General features: G+C 54.2%; 23 protein-coding genes. 14 read left to right on the top strand and 9 right to left on the bottom strand.

The window, feature by feature from the left end:
• Position 1: 1 nt before the first annotated feature.
• From E9531_RS06780 to E9531_RS06765, 4 genes are all read right to left on the bottom strand, one after another.
• Positions 2-430 carry a DoxX-like family protein gene (locus E9531_RS06780; protein ID WP_136572997.1) on the bottom strand — a complete coding sequence of 143 codons (429 nt, stop codon included), beginning with the start codon at positions 428-430 and terminating at the stop codon, positions 2-4.
• A gap of 136 nt (positions 431-566) precedes the next feature.
• On the bottom strand, positions 567-1,454 hold the full coding sequence (locus E9531_RS06775) for an NAD-dependent epimerase/dehydratase family protein (RefSeq protein WP_136572996.1): 888 nt from the start codon (positions 1,452-1,454) through the stop codon (positions 567-569).
• A 25-nt stretch (positions 1,455-1,479) separates the two neighbouring features.
• Positions 1,480-2,067, bottom strand: a complete 588-nt coding sequence (locus E9531_RS06770; RefSeq protein WP_158291732.1) for a thiol-disulfide oxidoreductase DCC family protein — start codon at positions 2,065-2,067, stop codon at positions 1,480-1,482.
• A gap of 146 nt (positions 2,068-2,213) precedes the next feature.
• Positions 2,214-2,750, bottom strand: coding sequence for a GbsR/MarR family transcriptional regulator (locus tag E9531_RS06765; protein WP_136572994.1), 537 nt, complete (start codon positions 2,748-2,750; stop codon positions 2,214-2,216).
• A gap of 79 nt (positions 2,751-2,829) precedes the next feature.
• Here E9531_RS06765 and E9531_RS06760 point away from each other — a divergent pair, with 79 nt between their 5' ends.
• From E9531_RS06760 to E9531_RS06750, 3 genes are all read left to right on the top strand, one after another.
• Positions 2,830-3,732 carry a TatD family hydrolase gene (locus tag E9531_RS06760; protein ID WP_244610014.1) on the top strand — a complete coding sequence of 301 codons (903 nt, stop codon included), beginning with the start codon at positions 2,830-2,832 and terminating at the stop codon, positions 3,730-3,732.
• Positions 3,729-4,274, top strand: a complete 546-nt coding sequence (locus E9531_RS06755; protein WP_136572992.1) for a DNA-deoxyinosine glycosylase — start codon at positions 3,729-3,731, stop codon at positions 4,272-4,274. The genes E9531_RS06760 and E9531_RS06755 overlap by 4 nt, the downstream gene beginning before the upstream one ends.
• 136 nt (positions 4,275-4,410) lie before the next feature.
• Positions 4,411-5,172, top strand: a complete 762-nt coding sequence (locus E9531_RS06750; protein ID WP_136572991.1) for a class I SAM-dependent methyltransferase — start codon at positions 4,411-4,413, stop codon at positions 5,170-5,172.
• A gap of 23 nt (positions 5,173-5,195) precedes the next feature.
• On the opposite strand, the gene E9531_RS06745 is transcribed toward E9531_RS06750, so the two are convergent.
• Positions 5,196-5,399, bottom strand: a complete 204-nt coding sequence (locus E9531_RS06745) for a YbdD/YjiX family protein (protein ID WP_136572990.1) — start codon at positions 5,397-5,399, stop codon at positions 5,196-5,198.
• A gap of 60 nt (positions 5,400-5,459) precedes the next feature.
• Positions 5,460-7,538, bottom strand: a complete 2,079-nt coding sequence (locus E9531_RS06740) for a carbon starvation CstA family protein (protein WP_136572989.1) — start codon at positions 7,536-7,538, stop codon at positions 5,460-5,462.
• Between the two features lie 302 nt (positions 7,539-7,840).
• On the opposite strand from E9531_RS06740, the gene E9531_RS06735 reads away from it, so the two are divergent.
• Positions 7,841-8,560 carry an SDR family NAD(P)-dependent oxidoreductase gene (locus E9531_RS06735; protein ID WP_136572988.1) on the top strand — a complete coding sequence of 240 codons (720 nt, stop codon included), beginning with the start codon at positions 7,841-7,843 and terminating at the stop codon, positions 8,558-8,560.
• A gap of 309 nt (positions 8,561-8,869) precedes the next feature.
• On the opposite strand, the gene ilvC is transcribed toward E9531_RS06735, so the two are convergent.
• The 3 genes from ilvC to E9531_RS06720 form a co-directional block, all read right to left on the bottom strand.
• Positions 8,870-9,886 carry a ketol-acid reductoisomerase gene (gene ilvC, locus E9531_RS06730; RefSeq protein ID WP_136572987.1) on the bottom strand — a complete coding sequence of 339 codons (1,017 nt, stop codon included), beginning with the start codon at positions 9,884-9,886 and terminating at the stop codon, positions 8,870-8,872.
• Between the two features lie 116 nt (positions 9,887-10,002).
• The gene (gene ilvN, locus E9531_RS06725) at positions 10,003-10,494 is read right to left on the bottom strand and encodes an acetolactate synthase small subunit (protein WP_136405198.1); all 492 of its coding nucleotides are present in this window, start codon (positions 10,492-10,494) and stop codon (positions 10,003-10,005) included.
• 182 nt (positions 10,495-10,676) lie between these two features.
• Complete coding sequence (locus tag E9531_RS06720) at positions 10,677-12,470, bottom strand: acetolactate synthase 3 catalytic subunit (protein ID WP_136572986.1); 1,794 nt, start codon at positions 12,468-12,470, stop codon at positions 10,677-10,679.
• 412 nt (positions 12,471-12,882) lie between these two features.
• Between E9531_RS06720 and E9531_RS06715 the strand changes: the two genes are divergently transcribed.
• The 10 genes from E9531_RS06715 (at position 12,883) to E9531_RS06670 (ending at position 22,723) form a co-directional block, all read left to right on the top strand.
• Entirely contained in the window at positions 12,883-13,452 is a 570-nt protein-coding gene (locus E9531_RS06715) for an RNA polymerase sigma factor (RefSeq protein WP_136572985.1), read from the top strand.
• A complete protein-coding gene (locus E9531_RS06710; protein ID WP_136572984.1) occupies positions 13,449-13,907 on the top strand; it encodes a DUF3619 family protein in 459 nt (152 codons plus the stop codon). Before E9531_RS06715 ends, E9531_RS06710 begins: the two co-directional genes overlap by 4 nt.
• A gap of 317 nt (positions 13,908-14,224) precedes the next feature.
• On the top strand, positions 14,225-14,893 hold the full coding sequence (locus E9531_RS06705; RefSeq protein ID WP_158291731.1) for a DUF3106 domain-containing protein: 669 nt from the start codon (positions 14,225-14,227) through the stop codon (positions 14,891-14,893).
• A gap of 188 nt (positions 14,894-15,081) precedes the next feature.
• Entirely contained in the window at positions 15,082-15,462 is a 381-nt protein-coding gene (locus E9531_RS06700; protein WP_136572982.1) for a diacylglycerol kinase, read from the top strand.
• Entirely contained in the window at positions 15,459-16,055 is a 597-nt protein-coding gene (locus E9531_RS06695; RefSeq protein WP_136572981.1) for an LOG family protein, read from the top strand. Before E9531_RS06700 ends, E9531_RS06695 begins: the two co-directional genes overlap by 4 nt.
• A 290-nt stretch (positions 16,056-16,345) precedes the next feature.
• Positions 16,346-18,508, top strand: coding sequence for a DNA primase (gene dnaG, locus E9531_RS06690; RefSeq protein ID WP_136572980.1), 2,163 nt, complete (start codon positions 16,346-16,348; stop codon positions 18,506-18,508).
• A 51-nt stretch (positions 18,509-18,559) separates the two neighbouring features.
• A complete protein-coding gene (locus E9531_RS06685; protein WP_136572979.1) occupies positions 18,560-19,897 on the top strand; it encodes an HPP family protein in 1,338 nt (445 codons plus the stop codon).
• A 71-nt stretch (positions 19,898-19,968) separates the two neighbouring features.
• Positions 19,969-20,868: a 4-hydroxybenzoate octaprenyltransferase gene (gene ubiA, locus E9531_RS06680; RefSeq protein ID WP_136572978.1), complete on the top strand. Its 900-nt coding sequence runs from the start codon at positions 19,969-19,971 to the stop codon at positions 20,866-20,868.
• 81 nt (positions 20,869-20,949) lie between these two features.
• On the top strand, positions 20,950-21,543 hold the full coding sequence (locus E9531_RS06675; RefSeq protein ID WP_136572977.1) for a cytochrome b: 594 nt from the start codon (positions 20,950-20,952) through the stop codon (positions 21,541-21,543).
• A gap of 61 nt (positions 21,544-21,604) precedes the next feature.
• Entirely contained in the window at positions 21,605-22,723 is a 1,119-nt protein-coding gene (locus E9531_RS06670) for a 3-deoxy-7-phosphoheptulonate synthase (protein ID WP_136572976.1), read from the top strand.
• Positions 22,724-22,799 lie beyond the last annotated feature (76 nt).

The raw sequence follows: 22,799 nt of genomic DNA, 5'->3' as shown, positions 1-22,799 counted from the left end.
TTCATTGCGCTGGGCTTTCAACCCGCGCCTCAGGTTTGGCCACTGGCCCTTGACTACCCCACCACAGCACGGCCGCAATCGGAATGTTTTTAAACAACGGCCCTAGCGGATGCCACCACAAGCTGGGCTGCAGCACGGTGGCCGCCAAGGTCATCACCAGCATGCCCAGCAAGGCTACGCGGTACATTGGCCTGGAGGGCCAGAACAGCAGCCCCAGGCCAATTAGCGCATCCCAGGCAGCGCCTGCGTAAATCAGACTGCTGCGCAGTAGAGCCGACTCCATACCGCTTTGCGCCAGCAGCGCCACGCCAAAGCCGTAGTGGTCAAACCAGCTGACCCAGGCGGTCATCAACCACACAGCCACGACCGCGTAATGCAGCGATGCAGGCATGCCGGTCTGCGCGCACCATTGACGGGTTGCTGAATACATGCGGGCTCCTTCGATTACGTTCTGATAAAAACCAATTTTTAGGGCGAGGTGACCCCGTACCTGCGGCATTGATCGCCCGCCGGTGTATTCAAAAGTGAAGATCGCCTCAGATGCTGAGCGATATCAGAGTACCAAACTAAGCGTGTTGCATCAGCTGGCTGTAATGCGTTGGCACACGCCCGAGCAAGGCGGTGATGCCTGCGGCATCGGCCACGTTGTCATGGCTCAGCAAGCCCAGCGCTTCACTGCCCCAAGGGGTGACGGGCACCCAATCGCCCACTTTGGCCGATGCCTTGGTCAGGCCATCTGGCAACTTCAGCATCAGCGCCGGTTTGCGCTGGTGTTGCGCACGCAGGCTGGCAATAAAACCCGACAAAGGCACGGCCTGCGGGCCAACCGCATCCAAACTCGTAGGCCGCTCGGCCTGTGGCAGGGCCAATATGCGGGCAATGCTTTGGGCCAGCTCCAGCACATGCACCGGCTGGATTTGCGTGCGCCATGCCACGGCGGGCAATACACACACAGGCAAACGCGCCAGGTTCAAAAACAGGTTGGAGCTATCACCGCCCTTGCCAAACACCACGCTGGGCCGCACCAAGGTGGCCGATAAACCGGCCTGCATTTGCGTTTGCAAGGCTTGCTCAGCCGCCCGTTTGGTGATGCCATACGGTGTGGTGTTGAGCGAGATGCCGAGCGAACTCACTTGCACCAGGTGCGCCAGCTGCAGGCGTCTGGCGGCTTCAAACACGGCTGCGGGCGTGTCAGTGTGCACGGCGCGCATCGGGCGCTGGGCCGTGTCGCGCAAGACCCCCACGGCATTGACCACCGCATCCACGCCGTCAAGACGTGGCAGCCAGACATCGGCCTGCGTATCACGCGCGTAGTCCACCACCACATCGCCCGGTTGCAAAGACTGCGCATGGCGGGCTGACACGCCTTGCACGACCTGATGGCCCTGCTGCTGCAAGGCAGCGGTGATATGCCGGCCAATAAATCCTTTGCCACCTAAAACCAGTACTTTCATGCTTGGATCTCCTTAGATAGTGGGTTTATTCAGGCTGATGCGGTCTTGCACTGGCCTCGTGATGACCTGCAGGCGCGGCCGCTTGGTTGCCTGCCACATTCGCAGTCGGAGCATGGTCGCGCAGCTCACAAGCGCCCGCCTCACAACGATTGGCCTGCCAATGTGCCTCTGCCTGCACAGCTTGCGCCTGGCGGTTGCTGGCGCGTTGGCGCGAGGCCTCAAACGCATTCGACAACCAACGGCTGGGCATGCGGTAGCGGTTGCGCGCCACGCTGGGGTACAAGGCCGACGCGATGGAATGCACCACTGGCCAAGACAATATGCGCCCCACCCAGCCCATATCAGTCGCCTTGTATATAACAACAAAGGCATCAACCCCCACATACCAAACACCCGCCGCATCACGAGCGTGCAGCAAAGCCATTAGGTCCTGCTGGGGTTTGACGGGCGCGTGTGGCAGCAGCGCTTGCGCATCCGAGGCATCGACCAAACGCAGCACATCTGCATGGTCGCGCGCTTTGATATTGTGCATTTCGCTGCGGCACAGGGTGCAACTATGGTCATAAAAGACCGTTAGCGGCCACTGAGTAGCTGGTTTGTGAGCTGCTTGCATAGAACCCCCTTTGAACAATTCATCGACTACCAAACACATCACCTACCGTGCATTTCAGTTCATTCGTTTATTTCTGTCTAAAAAGAAATAACTATTCAAATAAAAAGGATGTGATCCACCATTTTCTAATGCGCGTTTACCACTGACTATTTGTCTGCACTGTCTCCACGCACAAACTTCTGCACCTTTGCCCCCAAGTTCAGCACCTTGACCAAGGTGCTGGGCGACAAGCGCAGCATCTCATCGGCCCACACGCCCAAAGAATCCATCAAGGCCAGGGTTTCGCGCACCCGGTCCTGGGTATCGGGCGCTTCGTGCTCAAAATCGGGCGAGGCCACCAAGTCGCGCAGCATCTGCACCGTGGGCTGAAACTCCCGCTCCTTGCGCTCGCGCACCACGGTGCGAAACAGCTCCCACACATCGTGCGAGGTTTCGTAGTAATCGCGCCGATCGCCCAGCACCTGAGTCAGCCGCACCAAACGCAGGCTTTGCAATTCACGCAGGCTATTGCTGACGTTGGAGCGCGCCACATTCAGGGTTTGGGCAATCTCTTCGCCATTGAGCGGTTTGCCATGAAAAAACAGCAAGGCATGGATTTGGGCCACAGTTCGGTTAACCCCCCATGCCACTCCCATCTCACCCCAATGGAGAACAAATTTGTGTGCGCTTTGACTCAGTTCCATGGCCGCAATTTTATTCCTTCTTTTATTTCTGTCAAGACAGAAATAAAAGAAATCAGCTCGACTGAATGCAGGCATCTGCATGCCGCCGTATCATCGCCGCATGATCTGGATTGACACCCACTGCCATTTGGATGCCCCCGAATTTGCCGCCGACCGCGCGCAAGAGCGCGAACGTGCCCGTGCGCTGGGCGTGGCCTGCTGCGTGATTCCCGCAGTCGCGCAGCGCACCTGGGATGATGCCAGACAAGATGCCCACCGTTTTGGCGATGCTTACGCGCTAGGCATTCACCCGCTCTACACGCCCGAGAGCCAAGCCGATGATCTCCAACTGCTGGACGCCATGCTCAGCGCCAACCACAGCGATGTGCGCCTGGTCGCCGTCGGTGAAATTGGCCTGGATTATTTCGTTAATCTGGATCCGGTCTGGCAAGAACGCGTATTCCATGAACAATTGCTGCTGGCCAAAACCCAGCGATTGCCGGTGATTTTGCACGTGCGCAAATCGGTGGACCGCGTGCTCAAATACCTGCGCCAAACGCATTTCACGCATGGCGGCATTGCCCACGCCTTCAATGGTAGCGTGCAGCAAGCCCATGCGTTTTTAGACATGGGCTTCAAACTCGGCTTTGGCGGCGCAATGACCTATGAACGCGCCAGGCAATTGCGCCAATTGGCCAGCACCCTGCCCTGTGATGCCATCGTGATGGAAACCGATTCCCCCGACATCCCACCGCACTGGCTGTATGTAGATGCCGAAGCCCGTGCGCAAGGCCAGCCGCAAGGACGCAATAGCCCTGCAGAATTGCCGCGCATTGCGACACACATCGCCGAACTTCGGGGCGTAGAACTTGAGGCCTGGGCCGCGCAAACCACCCGCAATGCTTTGGCAGCGCTGCCCAAACTGGCGCAGCTGCTGCCGAATGTAGATGCCGATGCAAAGGCTCACCCCATAAGCGCTCAAGCATTGAATGAACGCCTATGAATAAGCAAAGCCACATGGTGAACGCCACACCCGCCCCATCCAACCCAGTGCCGACGCTGCAAGGCCTTGCTCCCATCGCCAACGCCCACACGCGGATCATGGTGCTTGGCAGCTTTCCCGGCGCGGCCTCATTGGCGCAGCAGCAGTACTACGCCCATCCACGCAACCACTTCTGGCCCATCATGGCCGCGCTGTGGCCGAGCGATCCACAACCCAGCGCTTATGCAGAGCGCTGCGCGTGGTTGCTCGCGCATGGCGTGGGGCTGTGGGATGTATACGCCAGTTGCGAGCGCCAAGGCAGCCTGGACAGCGCCATACGCTCTGCCATCTGCAACGATTTTGAACACCTGCACGCTCAAAGCCCAGAACTGGCCTTGATTGCCCACAACGGCCAGGAAAGCTACCGCCACCACACCCGCTTGCAGCACTTGGGTTTGCCCTCGGTGCGCCTACCCTCGACCAGCCCAGCGAACGCCAGCATGCGGCTGGAGCAAAAAATCGACGCCTGGCGCGCGGCTTTTGTGCCGACTCTTGGTCTTTGAATCGATCACTCAGGTCGACCAAGCCGACCAAAGACGCCAAGTCAGTGGACAATAAGCGTTTTGCTAGCTTGCAGCGTATGTGCACTCTTTTCACCTAGGGAAGGTCTGCAAACACGCACCCATAAGGAAAACCGCTTTGTCAGACTCCTACGAATTACCCGATGTCAGCATCTCCGAGGAAGATGGCGTGCGCCATTTGCACCTGGACTCCCCATGGATCCAAGGCTCGATGCGCATTGCCAAGCCCATTGAGATCGAGCTGGAATATGTGCAGCGCATGATGGCCTGGCTGCTGTTTGTGGAGCCCGAAGAAGTTGCTGACTTGCAAGCCATGCAACTGGGTTTGGGTGCAGCTGCGCTGACCAAGTTTTGCTACAAACGCTTGGGCATGCGCACCACCACCATTGAGCTGAACCCGCAAGTGGTGGCTGCCTGCATGCGCTGGTTTCGACTGCCCGAAAATGACGAGCGCCTGCAAGTGCTGGTCGCCAACGCCGCCGACGCGGTGCAAGACCCGGATTGGCAAAGCAGCATTGACGCCCTGCAAATCGACCTGTACGACCACGATGCCGCTGGCCCCGTCTTGGAGAGCGCCGAATTTTATGCCGACTGTTTTGGCATGCTGGCCCCCAACGGCTGCATGACCGTCAACCTGTTTGGCCGCACCTCCAGCTTTGAGCGCAATATGCGCAATATCGCGGCGGCGTTTGGCGATGCCAATGTGTGGCACTTCAAACCCACCCGTGAAGGCAATACTGTGATTCTGGCGCGCAAAGCGCCGATTGAGGTCAGTATGGCGGTGTTGCGCCAGCGGGCCGAGATCATTGAAGCGAAGTGGAAGTTGCCTGCGCGCTTGTGGGTGCATGCGCTGCAAGGCTGGGAGAAATCTGCAGGCTAAGCATATGCTGATGCCCGCCACACTCAACAACAACGACTGGTCGTAGTTGATCCGTAACGGGCGTTGATGCGCTCCTTAAAGAACTCCTCATAAGACATATAGGGCTTATCTGGATGCGTTTTCTTCATGTGCTCGACGTAGGTCCCGTAATCAGGCATACCGACCATCATCCGAGCCGCACGCCCTAGATAAGCCCCCACTTGCTTGATATCCAAGTCTTTAAACATACTAATAACACTCCTTCGCTGGTCGATTGGATGGATATACCCAATCGACCAGCAAAATATTTACGCATTGGCTGAAATGGCGACAAACGGGGTTTCTTTGTCGGTGCGTTCTGGGTTGCGCTTAGCTTTGATCACGGCTTTGATGCTGTAAACAAAGATGCTGAAAACCACCACCAAGAAAATGGCCGTCAAGGTCGCATTCGTATACGCATTGAAAGCGATCGCATTCATTTGTTCCAAGCTCTTAGCTGGTGCGACGATTTCGCCTTTCGTCACCGCTTCGCTGTATTTGCGGCCCAGTGCAATAAAACCCATGCCAGGATTGGGATCAAACAGTTTGATCAGCGCAGCCGCTGTAGTGCACAGCAACAGCCAAGCAGCTGGTAACGCGGTCACCCAAGCATAACGCTCGCGCTTCATCTTCACCAAAACCACCGTCGCCAGCATCAGAGCAATCGCTGCCAGCATCTGGTTAGAGATACCAAACAATGGCCACAAGGTATTAATACCCCCCAATGGATCAACCACACCTTGATAAAGCAGCCAGCCCCACATGGCCACGCAACCGCCAGTGGCGATGATATTGGCCGACCAGGAATTAGTTTTCTTCAAAGCGGGGATAAAGTTGCCCAGCAAATCTTGCAGCATGAAGCGGCCAGCACGTGTACCGGCATCTACTGCCGTCAGAATGAACAGCGCTTCAAACAAAATGGCAAAGTGGTACCAGAATGCCATCGTGTTCTCACCCGGCAGCGCCTGATGCAAGATGTAAGCAATACCGACAGCTAAAGTGGGCGCGCCACCGGCACGGGCCAAAATGGTGTTTTCGCCGACGTCCGATGCGACAGCTGTGAGCTGCTCAGGTGTGATATGGAAACCCCATTGCGAGACAGCCGCAGCCACAGATACCACATCGCTGCCCACCAAGGCGGCAGGGCTATTCATCGCAAAGTAGACGCCGGGCTCAATCACGGTCGCGGCCACCATGGCCATGATGGCCACAAACGACTCCATCAACATGCCGCCATAACCGATATAGCGTGCGTGCGGTTCACGATCAAGCAGTTTCGGTGTGGTGCCAGAAGAGATCAAAGCATGGAAGCCAGATACCGCACCACAAGCGATGGTGATGAACATGAATGGGAAAACGCTGCCTTTCCAGACCGGGCCAGTGCCATCAATAAATTGCGTGACTGCAGGCATTTTGAATTCGGGGTTGACGATCACAATGCCGATGGCCAAGCCCACAATCGTGCCAATTTTCAAGAAGGTTGACAGGTAATCACGTGGTGCGAGCAGCAACCAGACGGGCAGGACCGAAGCAATTGCACCGTAGGCAATCAGCATCCAGGTGATTTGCACGCCAGTGAATGTGAAGATGTTAGCCCAGTATGGGTGAGCCCCAACCCAACCACCAGCCCAAATGGACAGCAGCAGCAGTGCCACACCAATGATCGAAATCTCACCAATACGCCCCGGGCGGATAAAGCGCATGTATACGCCCATGAAAAAGGCAATTGGGATGGTGGCTAGAACAGTGAACATGCCCCATGGGCTTTCGGCCAAGGCTTTGACCACAATCAAAGCGAGCACAGCCAAAATGATGATCATGATCAGGAAAGCGCCAAACAAGGCAATGGTGCCGGGCACCTGCCCCATCTCTTCACGGACCAACTCGCCCAATGAGCGACCATTGCGGCGGCTTGAGATGAACAACACCATAAAGTCCTGCACCGCGCCTGCAAACACCACCCCTGCAATCAACCACAACGTTCCAGGCAAATAACCCATTTGCGCTGCAAGTACAGGACCGACCAAAGGGCCTGCCCCTGCAATGGCAGCAAAATGGTGACCAAACAAAATGTGCTTATTGGTCGGGATGTAATCCAAACCGTCATTTTTAAGCACTGCAGGAGTGGCCCGCAGAGGATCCAACTGCATGACCTTGGTAGCGATGAACAGGCTGTAGTATCGATAAGCCACCAAATAAATAGATACTGCCGCAATAACCAGCCATAACGCATTGATACTTTCGCCGCGTCGCAGGGCCACTACACCTAAAGACCACGCACCCAACAAAGCCAGCGCCAGCCAGCCGAGGTGATTCAACCACCTCTGTTTATTATTCGCCTCAACCATTGAATGATCTCCCAAAGACGTTGTTTGAGCCGCACTATCTTGCTCTATACATACACTGCACGAATCTCTTATGGGCTCGGCGCGAGTGTATGCTTTTGGCTATAAAGTGCCAGCTAGACGATCTCCGTATTTACCCTCAAGTCAATTCAATAGGATGCCTATCGCCGCCTGGAAAATGGCAATGTGCAGGGTTTCATGCCCCCTCTCTTACGTCTGGCTCAAGTAGCTGTGCAGTCTCTTATTCAGCTCCTGCGCTTAGCCTATGTCATGCAGCAGCTCCCATTGCTACGCTCAAACTCATCATGAACTACCTCATCATCGGCGCCAGCAAAGGGCTGGGCAAAGCGTTTGTCGAAGGCCTTGGCCAAGCTGGCGACCATATCGTAGGCATCTCCCGCCAGCGCCCAACTGATTTGACATTGCCCACTGGTGTAAGCTTGGACTGGATTGAAGCCGACATGAGCCAGCCTCTTACTGCGTCACAAACCATCGCTAAGCAAGCGCCCGACACATTAGATGTACTAATTTACAACTTGGGGGTTTGGGAGGAGTTAGCCTTTACCGACACCTACCGGTTTGAGGGTGATTCTGATGCGCAGATCATGGCCATGGTCAACACCAATATCACCGCAGCCTTGTTACTTATCAAGCACCTGATGCCCAAGTTACTGGAGTCATCAACAAAACCACAGATCATTTTGACTGGCTCGACCTCGGGTCTGCGCCAAAGCGGTCGACCAGAAGTGGTATTTGGAACCTCAAAATTCGCCTTGACCGGCATGGCTGACGCATTGCGGGAAAGTTACCGCAATAGAAGTTTGGCCGTCACCAGCTTGCAACTGGGCTACCTCAATACCGAAGATGCATTAGCGACGCCTATAGCCACTGCAGCTGCGCGCGGAGAAGGCGGCCTAATTCCGGTACACGATGTGGTGTCCATGGTGCGCGCATTGACTCGGCTTTCTAATGCCTCATTTGTACGAGAGTTGGTTTTGCCTGCTATCGCGGACGAGCGTTTCTGAGTTTCAAAACGCTTGTTACCACAATTATTCCATCAACCATGCAGGAAAAAGCACCCCAGCATACGTGAATAAAGCATCTTGAAGAAACGCTGGCTATTTTCAGAATTTCTTACGCTGCAGCATGGCGCGCTTGAGCCACTCGCAATCAACAGCCCCTCTACTTCAAATAGTCTCATCGCGCAAAAACGAAACTGCATTACGTCTTGATAAAAGAAAACTTAGTCGCAAACGTAAAAAAACCATCCTACGCCTACGCATGGATGGTTTTTTTGTGCACGCCAGTCAAGACCAGCGTGTACGGGGAGTCGCTTAGTTGCGTGTTTTGTCAACCAGCTTGTTCTTGGCGATCCAAGGCATCATCGAACGCAGTTGGCCGCCCACGACTTCGATTTGGTGATCGGCCGTGTTGCGACGACGGGCTGTCATCGATGGGTAGTTCAGGCGGCCTTCTTGGATGAACATCTTGGCGTATTCGCCGTCTTGAATGCGCTTGAGCGCATTGCGCATCGCTGTGCGCGACTCGCTGTTGATCACTTCTGGGCCAGTCACGTACTCGCCATACTCCGCGTTGTTGGAGATGGAGTAGTTCATGTTGCCGATACCGCCTTCGTAGATCAGATCGACGATCAGTTTCAGCTCGTGCAAGCACTCGAAGTAGGCCATTTCTGGAGCGTAACCGGCTTCAACCAGGGTTTCAAAGCCCATTTTGATCAGTTCAACAGCACCACCGCACAATACGGCTTGTTCGCCGAACAAGTCGGTTTCGGTTTCTTCTTTGAACGATGTTTCGATAATGCCGGCTTTGCCGCCGCCGTTGGCTGTCGCGTACGACAGGGCCAGGTCACGAGCTTTGCCGGATTTGTCTTGGTGAACAGCGACCAGATGTGGCACGCCGCCGCCTTGGGCGTAGGTGCTGCGCACGGTGTGGCCTGGGGCTTTAGGAGCGACCATCCAGACGTCCAGGTCTTCACGTGGCACGACTTGGTTGTAGTGGACGTTAAAACCGTGAGCAAAAGCCAGCGAAGCGCCTTTTTTGATGTTGGGCTCAACATGCTCTTTGTAGACTGCGCCGATGTCTTCGTCAGGCAGCAAGATCATGACGACGTCGGCTTTTTTCACCGCTGCGCCAATTTCCATGACTTTCAGGCCGGCTTTCTCAGCCTTTTCCCAGGATGCACCGTTTTTGCGCACGCCCACAATGACTTTCACTTTGCTGTCATTCAGGTTTTGTGCGTGGGCGTGGCCCTGGCTGCCGTAACCGATGATGGCGACAGTCTTACCTTTGATCAAGCTCAGATCACAGTCCTTGTCGTAAAACACTTTCATTGTTTGCTCCTGCTTTGGGGGTTGTTCTCAACCGGTAAAAAAACAAAAAACCATTTCTTTCAGCACCCTCTTTGCGCCAATCAGGCTACTTAGCCAGTGCGATTGAAACAGGGGGTTCAGAGACGCAAAATGCGCTCACCTCGACCAATGCCATTGGGTCCTGTGCGAACAGTCTCCAAAATGGCCGTGCGGTCGATGGCATTGAGAAAGGCATCAATTTTGCCTTGATCGCCGGTCAATTCAATGGTGTAACTCTTATCGGTTACATCAATGATGCGGCCACGGAAGATGTCCGTAGTGCGTTTGATTTCTTCACGCTCTTTGCCTGAAGCACGCACTTTGACGATCATCAATTCACGCTCTGTATAAGCGCCATCGGTCAAATCGACCACCTTGACCACTTCAATCAAGCGGTTGAGGTGTTTGGTGATTTGCTCGATGGTGTCATCTGAGCCCACTGTCTGGATCGTCATGCGCGAGAGCGATGGATCCTCCGTCGGAGCGACGGTCAGTGATTCAATGTTGTAGCCGCGTGCAGAAAACAAACCGACAACGCGGGATAAAGCGCCTGGCTCGTTTTCGAGCAGGACTGCGATGATATGTCGCATCTAAAGACTCCTCTTTTCGTTGCCCTCACCCTGCAGCGGTAACAGCAGAATTTGGCAAGCAATTGATTCATCGAACAATAAACGGGAGGCGAATCGTGCTCTTGCCTCCAAGCCGCTTGTCAGATCATGGTGAATCTGACTAGCGGCTTGGCACTCAAACAACAATTCAAAGAAGGCTGAGATTACAAGTCGTCTGCGCCTAGCAGCATCTCGGTAATCCCTTTACCGGCTTGCACCATCGGGAATACGTTTTCAGTAGGGTCGGTGCGGAAGTCCAAAAACACCGTACGGTCTTTGAGCTTGCGCGCCTCGCGCAGTGCGCCTTCAACGTCTTGCGGGCGCTCAATCAGCATGCCCACATGGCCGTAGGCTTCGGCCAGTTTGACGAAGTCTGGCAAGGCATCCATGTAGCTGTTGCTGTAGCGGCCCGAGTATTCAATCTCTTGCCACTGGCGCACCATGCCCAGATAGCGGTTGTTCAGCGCGCAAATGATGATCGGCGTGTCGTATTGCTTGCAAGTCGACAATTCCTGAATACACATTTGCACCGAGCCTTCACCGGTGATGGTGAACACTTCGCTTTGCGGCTTGGCCAGCTTGATGCCCATGGCATAAGGAATGCCCACGCCCATCGTGCCCAGACCACCGGAGTTGATCCAGCGGCGCGGCTCATCAAAGCGGTAGTACTGCGCGGCCCACATTTGATGCTGACCCACATCGGAGGTGATGTAGACGTCGTCGTTCTTGGTCATGTTCCACAGTGTCTCAACAACATACTGTGGCTTGATCACATCCTGATTACCACGGTCGTAATCGAGGCATTTGCGCTCGCGCCAGCCGTCAATTTGTGCCCACCATTGCTGCAGGGCTTCGGCATCGGGCTTCTCATTACTCTCATCGAGCATACTGAGCAATTCAATCAGCACGTCCTTGCAGTCGCCCACAATCGGCACCTGCACTTTGACGCGCTTGGAGATCACCGACGGATCGACATCGATGTGGATGATCTTGCGCTCGTTTTGCATGAAGTGCTTGACGTTGCCAATCACGCGGTCATCAAAGCGTGCGCCAATGGCAATCAGCACGTCGCAGTTCTGCATGGCGTTGTTGGCTTCCACCGTGCCATGCATGCCGAGCATGCCCAAGAACTTGGGATCCGATGCAGGGAATGCGCCCAAGCCCATCAGGGTGTTGGTCACTGGGTAACCCAGCTTATTGGCCAAGGCGCGCACTTCGTCGGTCGCATTGGACAAAATAGCGCCGCCGCCGACATAGATATAAGGACGTTTGGCAGCCAGCAAATACTGCAAGGCTTTACGGATTTGACCGGAATGGCCTTTGCGCACCGGGTTGTAGGAGCGCATTTCGACGGTCTCGGGGTAGCCGTTGTAGGGCACCTTCTTGAACGAGACGTCTTTAGGAATATCGATCACCACTGGGCCTGGACGGCCAGAGCGGGCGATGTGGAAGGCTTTCTTGACGGTGATTGCAATGTCTTCTGCGTTCTTGACCAGAAAGTTGTGCTTGACCACCGGGCGCGTGATACCCACGGTATCGCATTCTTGGAATGCATCTTGGCCAATGGCGGGCGTTGGCACCTGGCCAGAGATCACCACCATCGGAATACTGTCCATATAAGCAGTCGCCAAGCCAGTAATGGCATTGGTCAAGCCTGGACCGGAGGTGACCAGTGCCACCCCAACATCGCCAGTAGCGCGTGCATAGCCATCGGCTGCGTGCACTGCAGCTTGCTCGTGGCGAACCAGAACGTGCTGTACGGCATCTTGGCGGTACAGCGCGTCGTATATATAGAGAACGGCGCCACCTGGATAGCCCCAGAGGTGCTTGACGTTTTCTTCAGCGAGGGATTTGATGAGGATGTCAGCGCCCATCAATTCGGTGGGGGCTTGAGCGGGAGTATTGGCGCGCTGCGCAGCGTCGGCTGCTGACTGGTACTCGGCTTTAGAGATTTCCATGATGAACCTTCTGATTTTCTAAACTGAAAAACCTTCGGTGCCCCTTGCCTAACTCTTGTGAAGCAGACTCAAGACTTAAGAGTGTAAAACGGGCCTGATACAGGGCTTTATGCCCACCCCATTACACCCCGTTTGCATTAATTGCGGGAGAATAGCTGTCAATTATGGCATCAAATATTGCAGCCTAACAAGCCAAGAACGCACTTTATGCGCTTATGCGTAATAATCCCTAGACTGGCGCCTTCCAAAATTGAGAGCAAGAAACCACTTGAAACCAATGGCGCTACTACAAAGACAAGGCACAATTTGCCCTGATTCTGACTGACCTTCATTCCTTCACTCAGCACAACTGCATGCGTTGCTTCTATACAACCGATGCATTTTTGCCTACCCCTCGACTACAGAGCTCGCTTTGGCCTCCGAAAAAGAATTCGCAGACTTTCTCCAAGAAGTTGAAAAACGCGCATTTAAAAAAGCGTTTTTTCACGTCAAGGATGAGGACGCGGCACTGGATATCGTGCAAGACAGCATGATGCGCCTTGCCGAAAACTATGCCGATAAACCTATTGAAGAAGTGAGGATGTTGTTCAATCGCATCCTCACCAACAGCACACTCGACTGGTTTCGGCGCCAAAAAACGCGCAATGCCGTTTTCAGCAACTTCAGTGATTTTGAACGCCACACCGACGAAGACGACACGTTTTCATTGCTTGAGAACTATGCTGGGCCCGATGGCTCAGAGCTGGTGGAGAGCGCTGAAACCACCACAGAACGCAAGCAAGTATTTCAGCAAATTGAAGAAGCGCTAAAAAAACTTCCTGCTCGTCAACGCGAGGCATTCATCATGCGTTATTGGGAAGACATGGATGTGGCAGAGACGGCTGCAGCAATGGGTTGCTCGGAAGGGAGCGTTAAAACCCACTGCTTTCGTGCCGTTCAAGCATTGAGCTCAACGCTCAGCGCACTAGGGGTGAAACTATGAATGAAATCAAAACAGAATTGAGTGACAGCGAGATTGATCAACTTGGGAAAGTATTTGCCAAGCCACTCAAACAGCATGAAAACGATGTCCCCAGAGACATTTCTGAGCGTTTGCGTATAGCGCGCATGCAAGCCATAGAAACACACCGTGTGGTTTTGGCTCACCAGCATGCGGCTAAATCGGAAAAAACCAATACCGCTGGCAAAAAGCAAGGCGCCTGGTGGAAAAAATTGCTTGCAGCAGCCCCAATTATTGCTGCTGGCGCTGGTGTTGCTTTCATGCAAGGCGCAGTCAGTGACGATGGTGAAAACGAACTGGCGCAAACGGACTTGCAAATTCTCTCCAGCCCCGTGCCACCATCTGCGCTCTCTGATCCGGCTTTCCTTCAATACCTGAAAAGCCAAAAAATAGACGTTTCTCATCCAGGCGCCAAAGCACCAACTGCCGCCCACTGATATGATAGCTTTGGCCGCAGCACCTCCCGGCAGCGGCCTTTTATCTATTTAGACACCCCAAACCCTGCGTTGTGCCTCTCAGAAGTCTTCCAGCCCCTCATCGCTCCAACCGTCTTATCTCGGTTATTTCCTGTGCGCTGCTATTGGCCTTGTTACTGTCCTGGCAGTCATTTCAGCTTCCCTTACTGAAGCCCGCTTTACCTGCAGGCATCAGCTACAACGGACCATTGATGCTAGCCGGAGAGCCTCAAGTAGCCACTGAATTGCGGCAAACTTCAAACACAATCTCACAGAAAGAGTCACCCCCTCCCAAAGGAATGCACATCACGCGTCCAATATGGGGCGATCTATCTGATGATGAAAAACTTACTTTGGCGGGACTTGAAGCCATCTGGCCATTCATCAGTAACGCAGAAAAGCGCCGTTGGCTTTCCATTGCAAAACGTGCCAGCGAAATGAGCGAGTTTGATCGCTCTCGGCTAAGCCTGAATATCACCAACTGGGCAAACTTCAACGAAAATCAACGACAGGCACTGCGACAGCAGTACCGCCAGTGGGATGACTCTGACGTCAGTGAACTCAACCAAGCTTGGCAAAACTTCAGAGCACTGGCACCCGACGTACGCCAACAGCTAGCCAAAGCAGCCCAAAAAGCCAGTGCGCCACCGCGACAGCCTGCGCGTCGCAACAACCTTGTGCGCATCCCTGCAGCCAATCAAGTCACACCTGGGTTAAGCAATTTACCCAAAATACCACTTCAACCTGTCCAATTCACCTCTCCCGCACGCACACGTGTGCCAACGCCTAACATCCCTGATGCATCTGCACAGGAAGCAACGGAGGCTCGGCCAGTAACCGAAGTCACAACGGTCGACCTGCCCGAGCAAACTTTACCCGTGCCCCCTGCTCCAACTGCACCGCGTGTCATCTACTGGCATGGCATTCCAATCACTCCGCCAGAGCCCCCTGAAATTTATACCGATTAGTCCAAACTCTTTCTCAATAAATACAAGGCATTGGGTATTAGCAGCACTGCCTGTCATGTTCTCAGATTTAGCCATCAGGGTTTGCATCAACATTTCTCAGGGCATACTCACACTTTTGCCTGCTCAGACTCCATGCGGCCCCCGCATACTGATCATGGCATGGCCCAGCTAAGGTCGACAAATCATCCATGCCAACCAAACAGCACGCCCCTCGAAAAGGCCTCCAGCGCATCATTTCTGCTTTTAGAAACTCCTGTCATGGGTTAATCGCAGCCTGCCAAGAAGCCGCTTTCAAACAAGAATTGCTGCTAGCCATCATCTTGATTCCCGCTGCTTTCGGAGTTGGAAAAAACTGGCTGGAAATCTGCTTTCTAATAGGTACGGTTGTATTTGTTCTGGTCACAGAGATTCTCAACTCAGCGGTAGAAGCCGTTGTTGACCGAGTAGGTCCCGAATGGCATGCCCTATCGAAAAATGCCAAAGATTTGGGTAGTGCAGCGGTTTTGCTCGCGATTGTCTTTTGTCTCATGACATGGGCGTGGGCACTATATGAAAGGTTTATTGCATGACATCCCCTCATTTTTCTATTTGCGTGTACTGCGGATCTCGTGACGGCACAAGCGCACTGATGAATCAAGCTGCCGAACAAGTTGGCCACTGGATTGGCGAGCACGGCGGACAACTTGTGTACGGAGGAGGAAAAACTGGCTTAATGGGTACGGTGGCTAGAGCGACCAAGCAAGCAGGTGGCCGTGTCATTGGCATCATCCCTACAGCATTGGTTCACAAAGAGTTGGCCAATGACGCATGCGATGAGTTACACGTGGTTGAGACCATGCACCAGCGCAAAGCCATGATGGCCGAGCGAAGCAATGCCTTTCTAACTCTGCCCGGTGGAATTGGCACATTCGAAGAGCTTTTCGAAATTTGGACTTGGCGCCAGTTAGGCTACCACGACAAACCCATCGGCATTCTCAATGCTGCTGGCTATTACGATGGACTGGAATCATTTCTGAGCAATTGCAGCAGCAATGGTTTTATGAATGATTGGCAAATGCAATTGGTAGAAATTGGTCAAGATGTTCCGACTTTGCTGCAAGGTTTAGTGCAAGCTGCCGGCATGCCGCAGCACAATGCCGCTGAACTCACGCAACACATTTAAGGCGAAACAGCACAGGCAGTTGCCGAATGCTGATTCAGCATTCGGCATATTGAGTCTGAAGCGCCCTCAAACAACAATGGGCCCTGTCTTCAAGCCAGCTGCTTTTACCGATTACCCGTTTAAATCCCAATGTGAGCAATGAACAAGAAAAAGCGCGCAGCTGAGAAAGTTGGATAATTGGCCCCTTCTACCAGCCACAGCCCCTTGGGCCTATGGCATCAACACAGCGAATCACCTACCTGCTGTTTAGCTGACTTGGCTCTTCCTCCTACCGTTTCTCGCCTCCTACCGTGGCCATCCCACAAACCTTTATTGATGAATTGATCGAACGCGTAGACATTGTTGACGTGGTCGGCCGTTATGTCACGCTCAAAAAAGGGGGCGTCAACCTACTGGGTTTATGCCCCTTTCATGAAGAGAAATCGCCATCATTCACCGTCAGTCCGAGCAAGCAGTTCTACCACTGCTTTGGCTGCGGAAAACATGGCAATGCCATTGGTTTTTTGATGGATTACGCCGGCACGGGCTTTGTAGATGCCGTCAAGGATTTGGCCCAATTGGCAGGCATGCAAGTGCCACAAGACAACGTCTCGCCTGCCCAGGCAGCAGAACGGCAACAGCGCAAAGAAGAAAAAAAGACGCTGGCCGATCTCAACGCCCAAGCAACCAAAGCCTATAAAGAACACCTCAAGCGCGCGCCAGATGCCATTCTTTACCTCAAAGGCAGAGGCGTCAGTGGCGAGATTGCAGCCCGCTTTCAACTGGGCTATGCGCCCACAGGCGACCATGCACTGGCATCCGTGTTCCCAGACTACGCAGACCCCATGCTGGAGGATGCTGGTTTGGTCATTTACAAAGAAGACACGGGCAAAAGGTATGACCGTTTTCGCGATCGGCTGATGTTCCCCATCCGCAATGTCCGCGGCGAATGCATTGGCTTTGGCGGCCGCATTATGGGCAATGGCCAGCCCAAATACCTCAACTCACCTGAAACCCCGATTTTTCACAAAGGCCGCGAGCTTTATGGTTTGTATGAAGCGCGCCAAGCCATTCGCAGCAAAGGTTTTGCCTTGGTGTGCGAAGGCTATATGGATGTCGTTGCGCTGGCGCAATGGGGCTTTGCTAATTCCGTAGCCAGTTTGGGAACGGCTTGTACAGAACAACACATTCAGCTGCTGCTGCGGCATACGGACCATATTATTTTCTCCTTCGACGGCGACAACGCGGGAAGAAAAGCGGCGGCCAAAGCGCTAGAAGTGGCCCTGGCTTTTGCAACCGATACCCGCAGCATCCGCTTTCTATTTCTCCCGAAAGAGCATGATCCCGATAGCTTTATCCGCGATCGTGGCGAACAAGCCTTTGCAGAGCAGATCGAACTGGCCCTGCCACTTAGCCAATATTTGCTGCAAGTTGCCAGTCAGGACTGCAATTTAGCCACTCCTGAAGGGCGCGCTCGCATGGCACATCAATCACGGCCATTGTGGGCATTGCTCCCCACCGGAGCCTTGAAGCTGCAAATGCGCGATGAAATTGCGCGCGTAGCACAAATGGCCCGCGAAGACCTGCAAATGCTATGGGATGCGCATGCGGCCAATGCATCCAACGGGTATCGCCAGCGCACGCCCCAGAGTAACCAGGCACCAGCGCCCCCATCCACGCCGACATTTGCAGACGACGGTTACCCCATCAATGCGCAACAACCAGCACCCATAGACCAAGGCTATTGGAGCGAGGAAGACATGATGGCCCCGGCATCCTACGATGAAGCCGACCTACCGCCAGCATGGTTGCCCCAGCACGACGACAGCAGAGCTTTATCGCATATGCAGGGGTACGAACCAGCCTTGAACACTTACGAGCAGCAGCATATGCTGCCAGACAGCATGTTTCAGGCTACGGATTCAGGCTATACGAAGAACAGAAATAGCCAACGGGGCCCATGGCAAGGACGTGGTGACAAAGATGGCGGCAAATTTTTCCGTAGCAAAGACGCCTCACGTTCATCACCGACTACCGCCAAAGGGCCGCTGCGCCAACGCCCCCTTCGCCGCGAAGAACACGCCGCCTGCATTTTGCTCGCCCACATGCCATTACTGGAAACTCTTGGCGAGCAAGACATGACACTGTTGTGCCGCCTACCTGCCCCAGATGGGATGCTTTTTGGTCTTGTCGACGACCATTTCCAACACCAGGGTGCCCAATCCTGGGAACAACTTAAACCAGCCATTCTTGCGGCGGCGCCGGGCCCACTCAAACGCTTGCTGCCACACATTGAGGCGATTGCAAGCCATCCGCAAATGGACTATGAAGATGAATTCCGCAATGTGCTCAAGCACATCATGATTCGCCAGTTGAAGCTGGAAATCGACGAAGTGACACAAAGCTATGAAACAGACAGCCAAGCAGGGGCAAAATTGCGTCGTCTAACTAGCCATTTGGCGCAATTGAAATGATGCGCCACTCCCAAACAGCCGCACGCCGCGCACCTTCTTGCGCGTAAAGCCATGCCATCCACACCGCCACGCCCGCCCTACTGGAAGCAACTGCTTTTAGATTTGAGCCCCGCATCTCCAGGCATCACGCCACTCGAATGCGCACGGATCATGGCGGGAATGGCACTGGCCATATGTATCACCGCACTCACCAGCCAGTGGGTTGCGCATGACCAACTGGAAATGTTTTGGCAAGGCGCCTCCATCAGCGCCACAGCATTCATTTTGTTTGCCCTGCCTTCCAGCCCATTTGCACAACCTTGGGCCATTTTGGTAGGCAACCTCAGCGCCGCAGCTATCGGCATGGGCTGTACCTACGTGTTCAGCAATACCGTAGTTGCGGCAACTATTGCGCTACCACTGTCAGTGCTGGCAATGATGCAACTGCGTGCCGTACACCCGCCAGCCACTGCCGTCGCCCTGTACATGGTGCTCAAGCATGTGCATGCGCCTGAGATATTGCTCTTTCCCCTAGGTTTTAACTTAGTTGTACTAGTGGCTGTAGGGACGGCATACAACCGACTGACTGGCCGACGCTATCCCTATCGGCAATTAGCCAGCTCCGCCCCTGCATCAGGGCGCGGCCAAGTATCCCAATCCGATGTGGACCAGGCGTTGGCGCGCTATAACGAGGTGTTAGCCATCAGTCGCGATGACTTAACGTCTTTGCTCCAAGTTGCCAGCGGTGCAGCCTACCAACGCCACTTGGGCGACCTGCTCTGCGCTGATGCCATGATCACCAATGTCCGCTGCGCACCTGCCGATGCCCCATTGGATGACTTGCGCACCCTGCTCGGTCAGGGCAAACATCGGGAGTTGCCCGTAGTTGACAAGCACAATCGCTTGCTAGGCACCATTGGCTTGGAGCAATGGTTTGACGTCCTTCACAACACGGTCTCAACCACAACACCAAACACCAGCGATCGTGATGACTCAGCGCCTGCATCCGAGGAATCTCAGCCAACGCTCAAACCAGCGACACAGACTGGATGGAGTAAAAAAATCCTCAGCATAGTTGGACTGGCTCGTTTAGGCAATAGCCGCGCCGACCAAACGCCCTCCGCAGCAGCACCGCAAGAGCCCTCACTCCACAATGCCATGCAGCCACAACGGGTACGCGATGTAATGGTGCCATCGCTGGTCATTGCCCATCCACAACAACCGCTGATGGAAATCATCCCTATTCTCTGCCAGGGTGGGCGTTACCACGTACCTGTCGTTGACGATGCTCAACATTTGCAAGGTATCATCACCCAGACCGATCTGCTGCGTGCGCTTGACCGCGCTCTGCCCTCTCCCCAAGCGCAAGGCGCCTCCGCTGTAGTCGCCAACGGCGCGCCTCCAGTTTGAGCGCAAGAGACGGCCTACCAACAGCCATTGCTCAGCCCAGATCAATTCCAACATCCCATCTCGCTTACCTCATGGACACCGCCCCTTCTGCTGCGCCAACCTGTACGCAACGTTTGCACAACTATCTGGATTTGATTCGCTGGAGCCGCCCTGCTGGCTGGTTACTGTTGCTATGGCCTACGTTAAGCGCATTGTGGCTGGCTGCAGATGGTTTTCCTGGGTGGCATTTAGTTGTTGTCTTCACGCTGGGAACCATCTTGATGCGCAGCGCTGGCTGCTGCATCAATGATGTAGCCGACCGGGATTTTGATCGTCACGTCAAACGTACAGTTAACCGCCCCGTCACCTCCGGTCGTGTTTCGGTCAAAGAAGCATTATTGGTGGGACTGGCACTCACACTGGCCGCCTTTGCGCTGGTATTGACTACCAACGCGCTGACGATTTATTGCTCGGTCTTTGCAGTACTTGTCACGCTTTTATATCCATTCACCAAACGTTTTTTCTCCATGCCACAAGCCGTGCTGGGCGTTGCCTTCAGCTTCGGTATCCCTATGGCATACGCAGCAGTCAATGCCGCCATTGCCCCTACCGCCTGGATTTTGCTGCTGGGCAACCTGTTCTGGGTAATCGCCTACGACACCGAATACGCCATGGTAGACAGAGACGATGATCTGAAAATCGGCATGAAAACCTCTGCGATTACCTTGGGGCGCTTTGATGTTATAGGAGTGACCTCCTGCTACGTGCTGTTTTTGCTGTGCTGGGCTTGGGGCCTATGGAGCCTCTCGCTAGGATGGCCTTGGTATGCTGCACTTGTACTGGCAGGGTTGCAAGTGGTGTGGCATTGGCGTCTGATCCGCCACCGCCAGCGTGCAGAATGCTTTCGCGCCTTCACTCAAAACCATTGGCTAGGCTTTACCTTGTTTGCGGGGATTGTGTTGGCGTTCTTGCTTCAAAATGCTGGACTTTAAGCATCGCCAAGCTTCCAAGGTGAGGCTGATTCCTTGAGCCGCAACCAACCATTTTTCTCACTCTGACAATTTCTACTCCCCATGACTGCCACTGCAGCCCCCCCCACGCTTTGGCTTGACAGCCCTACTCAATATGGCCGTATCAGTCGCATCCTGCACTGGAGCATGGCGCTGCTGTTTCTATGGCAGTTCACAGGTATGGTGCTCAAAGTCACCCTCGGCCTGCACCCACGTGATTCGTGGCTGCTCGGTACTCACGCGCATGTCGGCTTTGTGCTCATGGTACTAATGGTCTTGCGCGCCATCTGGGCCATTGCCAACATCCATCGCCGCCCCTCCTATGGCACAGGATTTCTGGCACGCTGCGCCAGCTTGGGCCATGCTGCACTGTACCTGTTGATGCTCCTGGTTCCACTCTCTGCACTCGTACGTTCCTGGGCGTCAGGACGCGGCTTCAACCTGTTCAATACCATTCCTGTTTTGTCTCCGGGCACGGCGACTCCAGCGATTGGGCAATTCATCAATGGCACACGCGAAACCTTGGGCGCCAGCATTCACGGCCTGCTAGGTTGGCTGCTTTTGCTGATCATTGTTGGCCATATCGGAATGGTCATCCTTCACCATTGGGTCTGGAAAGATGGCACCTTGCACAAAATGCTTGGGCGCAAAGCCTGATCCATGCCCCCCAATAGCACAGGCCTTCAAAAGGCCTGCGCCCACACAGACATATTTCACCATGACAGCCAATAACAAACCACGCCAAGCAACACCGATCAACCATGAAGAGGCTAAACGCGTAGATGACCGCTCTATCAAAGCTATTCGACCACTGATCACCCCTGCACTGCTGCAAGAATGGCTCCCTGCGCCACAAGCTGCCTTGGATTTGGTCGAGTCCAGCCGCACGCAAATTGCCAACGTATTACACGGCTCAGACGATCGGCTGATCGTCGTAGTTGGCCCCTGCTCTATACACGACCATGAGCAGGCCCTGGCCTATGCCCGTCAATTGCACGAGCAAGCACAAACATTCAAAGACGACTTGCTCGTAGTCATGCGCGTGTATTTTGAAAAACCGCGTACCACCGTTGGCTGGAAAGGCTACATCAACGATCCTCGAATGGATGGCAGTTTTGCCATGAATGAAGGTCTGGAAAAAGCCCGCGCCCTGCTCTTGGAAGTGCTGGAGCTGGGCTTGCCTGTTGGCACGGAATTCCTGGATTTACTTTCCCCACAATTCATAAGCGACCTGGTCAGCTGGGGCGCAATTGGGGCGCGTACGACTGAAAGCCAAAGTCACCGCCAACTCGCCAGCGGACTTTCATGCCCTGTGGGTTTTAAAAATGGCACCGACGGTGGCATCAAAGTCGCTTGCGATGCCATTTTGGCTGCCAGTGCACCACATGCATTCATGGGCATGACAAAAATGGGGCAAGCAGCCATTTTTGAGACAGCAGGCAACCGCAACTGCCATGTCATTCTGCGCGGCGGCAAACAGCCCAATTACAGTGCCACACATGTTGAAGAAGCATGCCAAATGCTTGCCAAAGCCCAAATTCGCCCACAAGTGATGATTGATGTCTCACACGCCAACAGCAGTAAGCAACACCTGAAACAAATCGACGTGTCCTACGATGTAGCGCAGCAAATTGCTGCTGGCGATACGCGCATCACAGGCATCATGATTGAAAGCCATTTGAACGAAGGGCGACAAGACCATGTACAAGGACAGCCGCTGGCATGGGGCGTGTCCGTTACAGATGCCTGCATCAGCTTTGAACAAACCAAACCGGTACTACTCGCATTAGCCGAGGCTGTTCGCACACGCCGCGCCAAACAGCACGCAGCCAAATAAACCGCACCTGCAATTGGCATGCATCATCGTGGTGCAATGCAGCACACTGCATGAATCAATGCGACAATATTGGCCC

The organism is Lampropedia puyangensis, assembly GCF_004833285.1.
Lineage (GTDB): Bacteria > Pseudomonadota > Gammaproteobacteria > Burkholderiales > Burkholderiaceae_C > Lampropedia > Lampropedia puyangensis.
The sequence above is the reverse complement of the archived record's forward strand: the minus strand, read 5'-3'. Positions and strand labels throughout refer to the sequence as shown.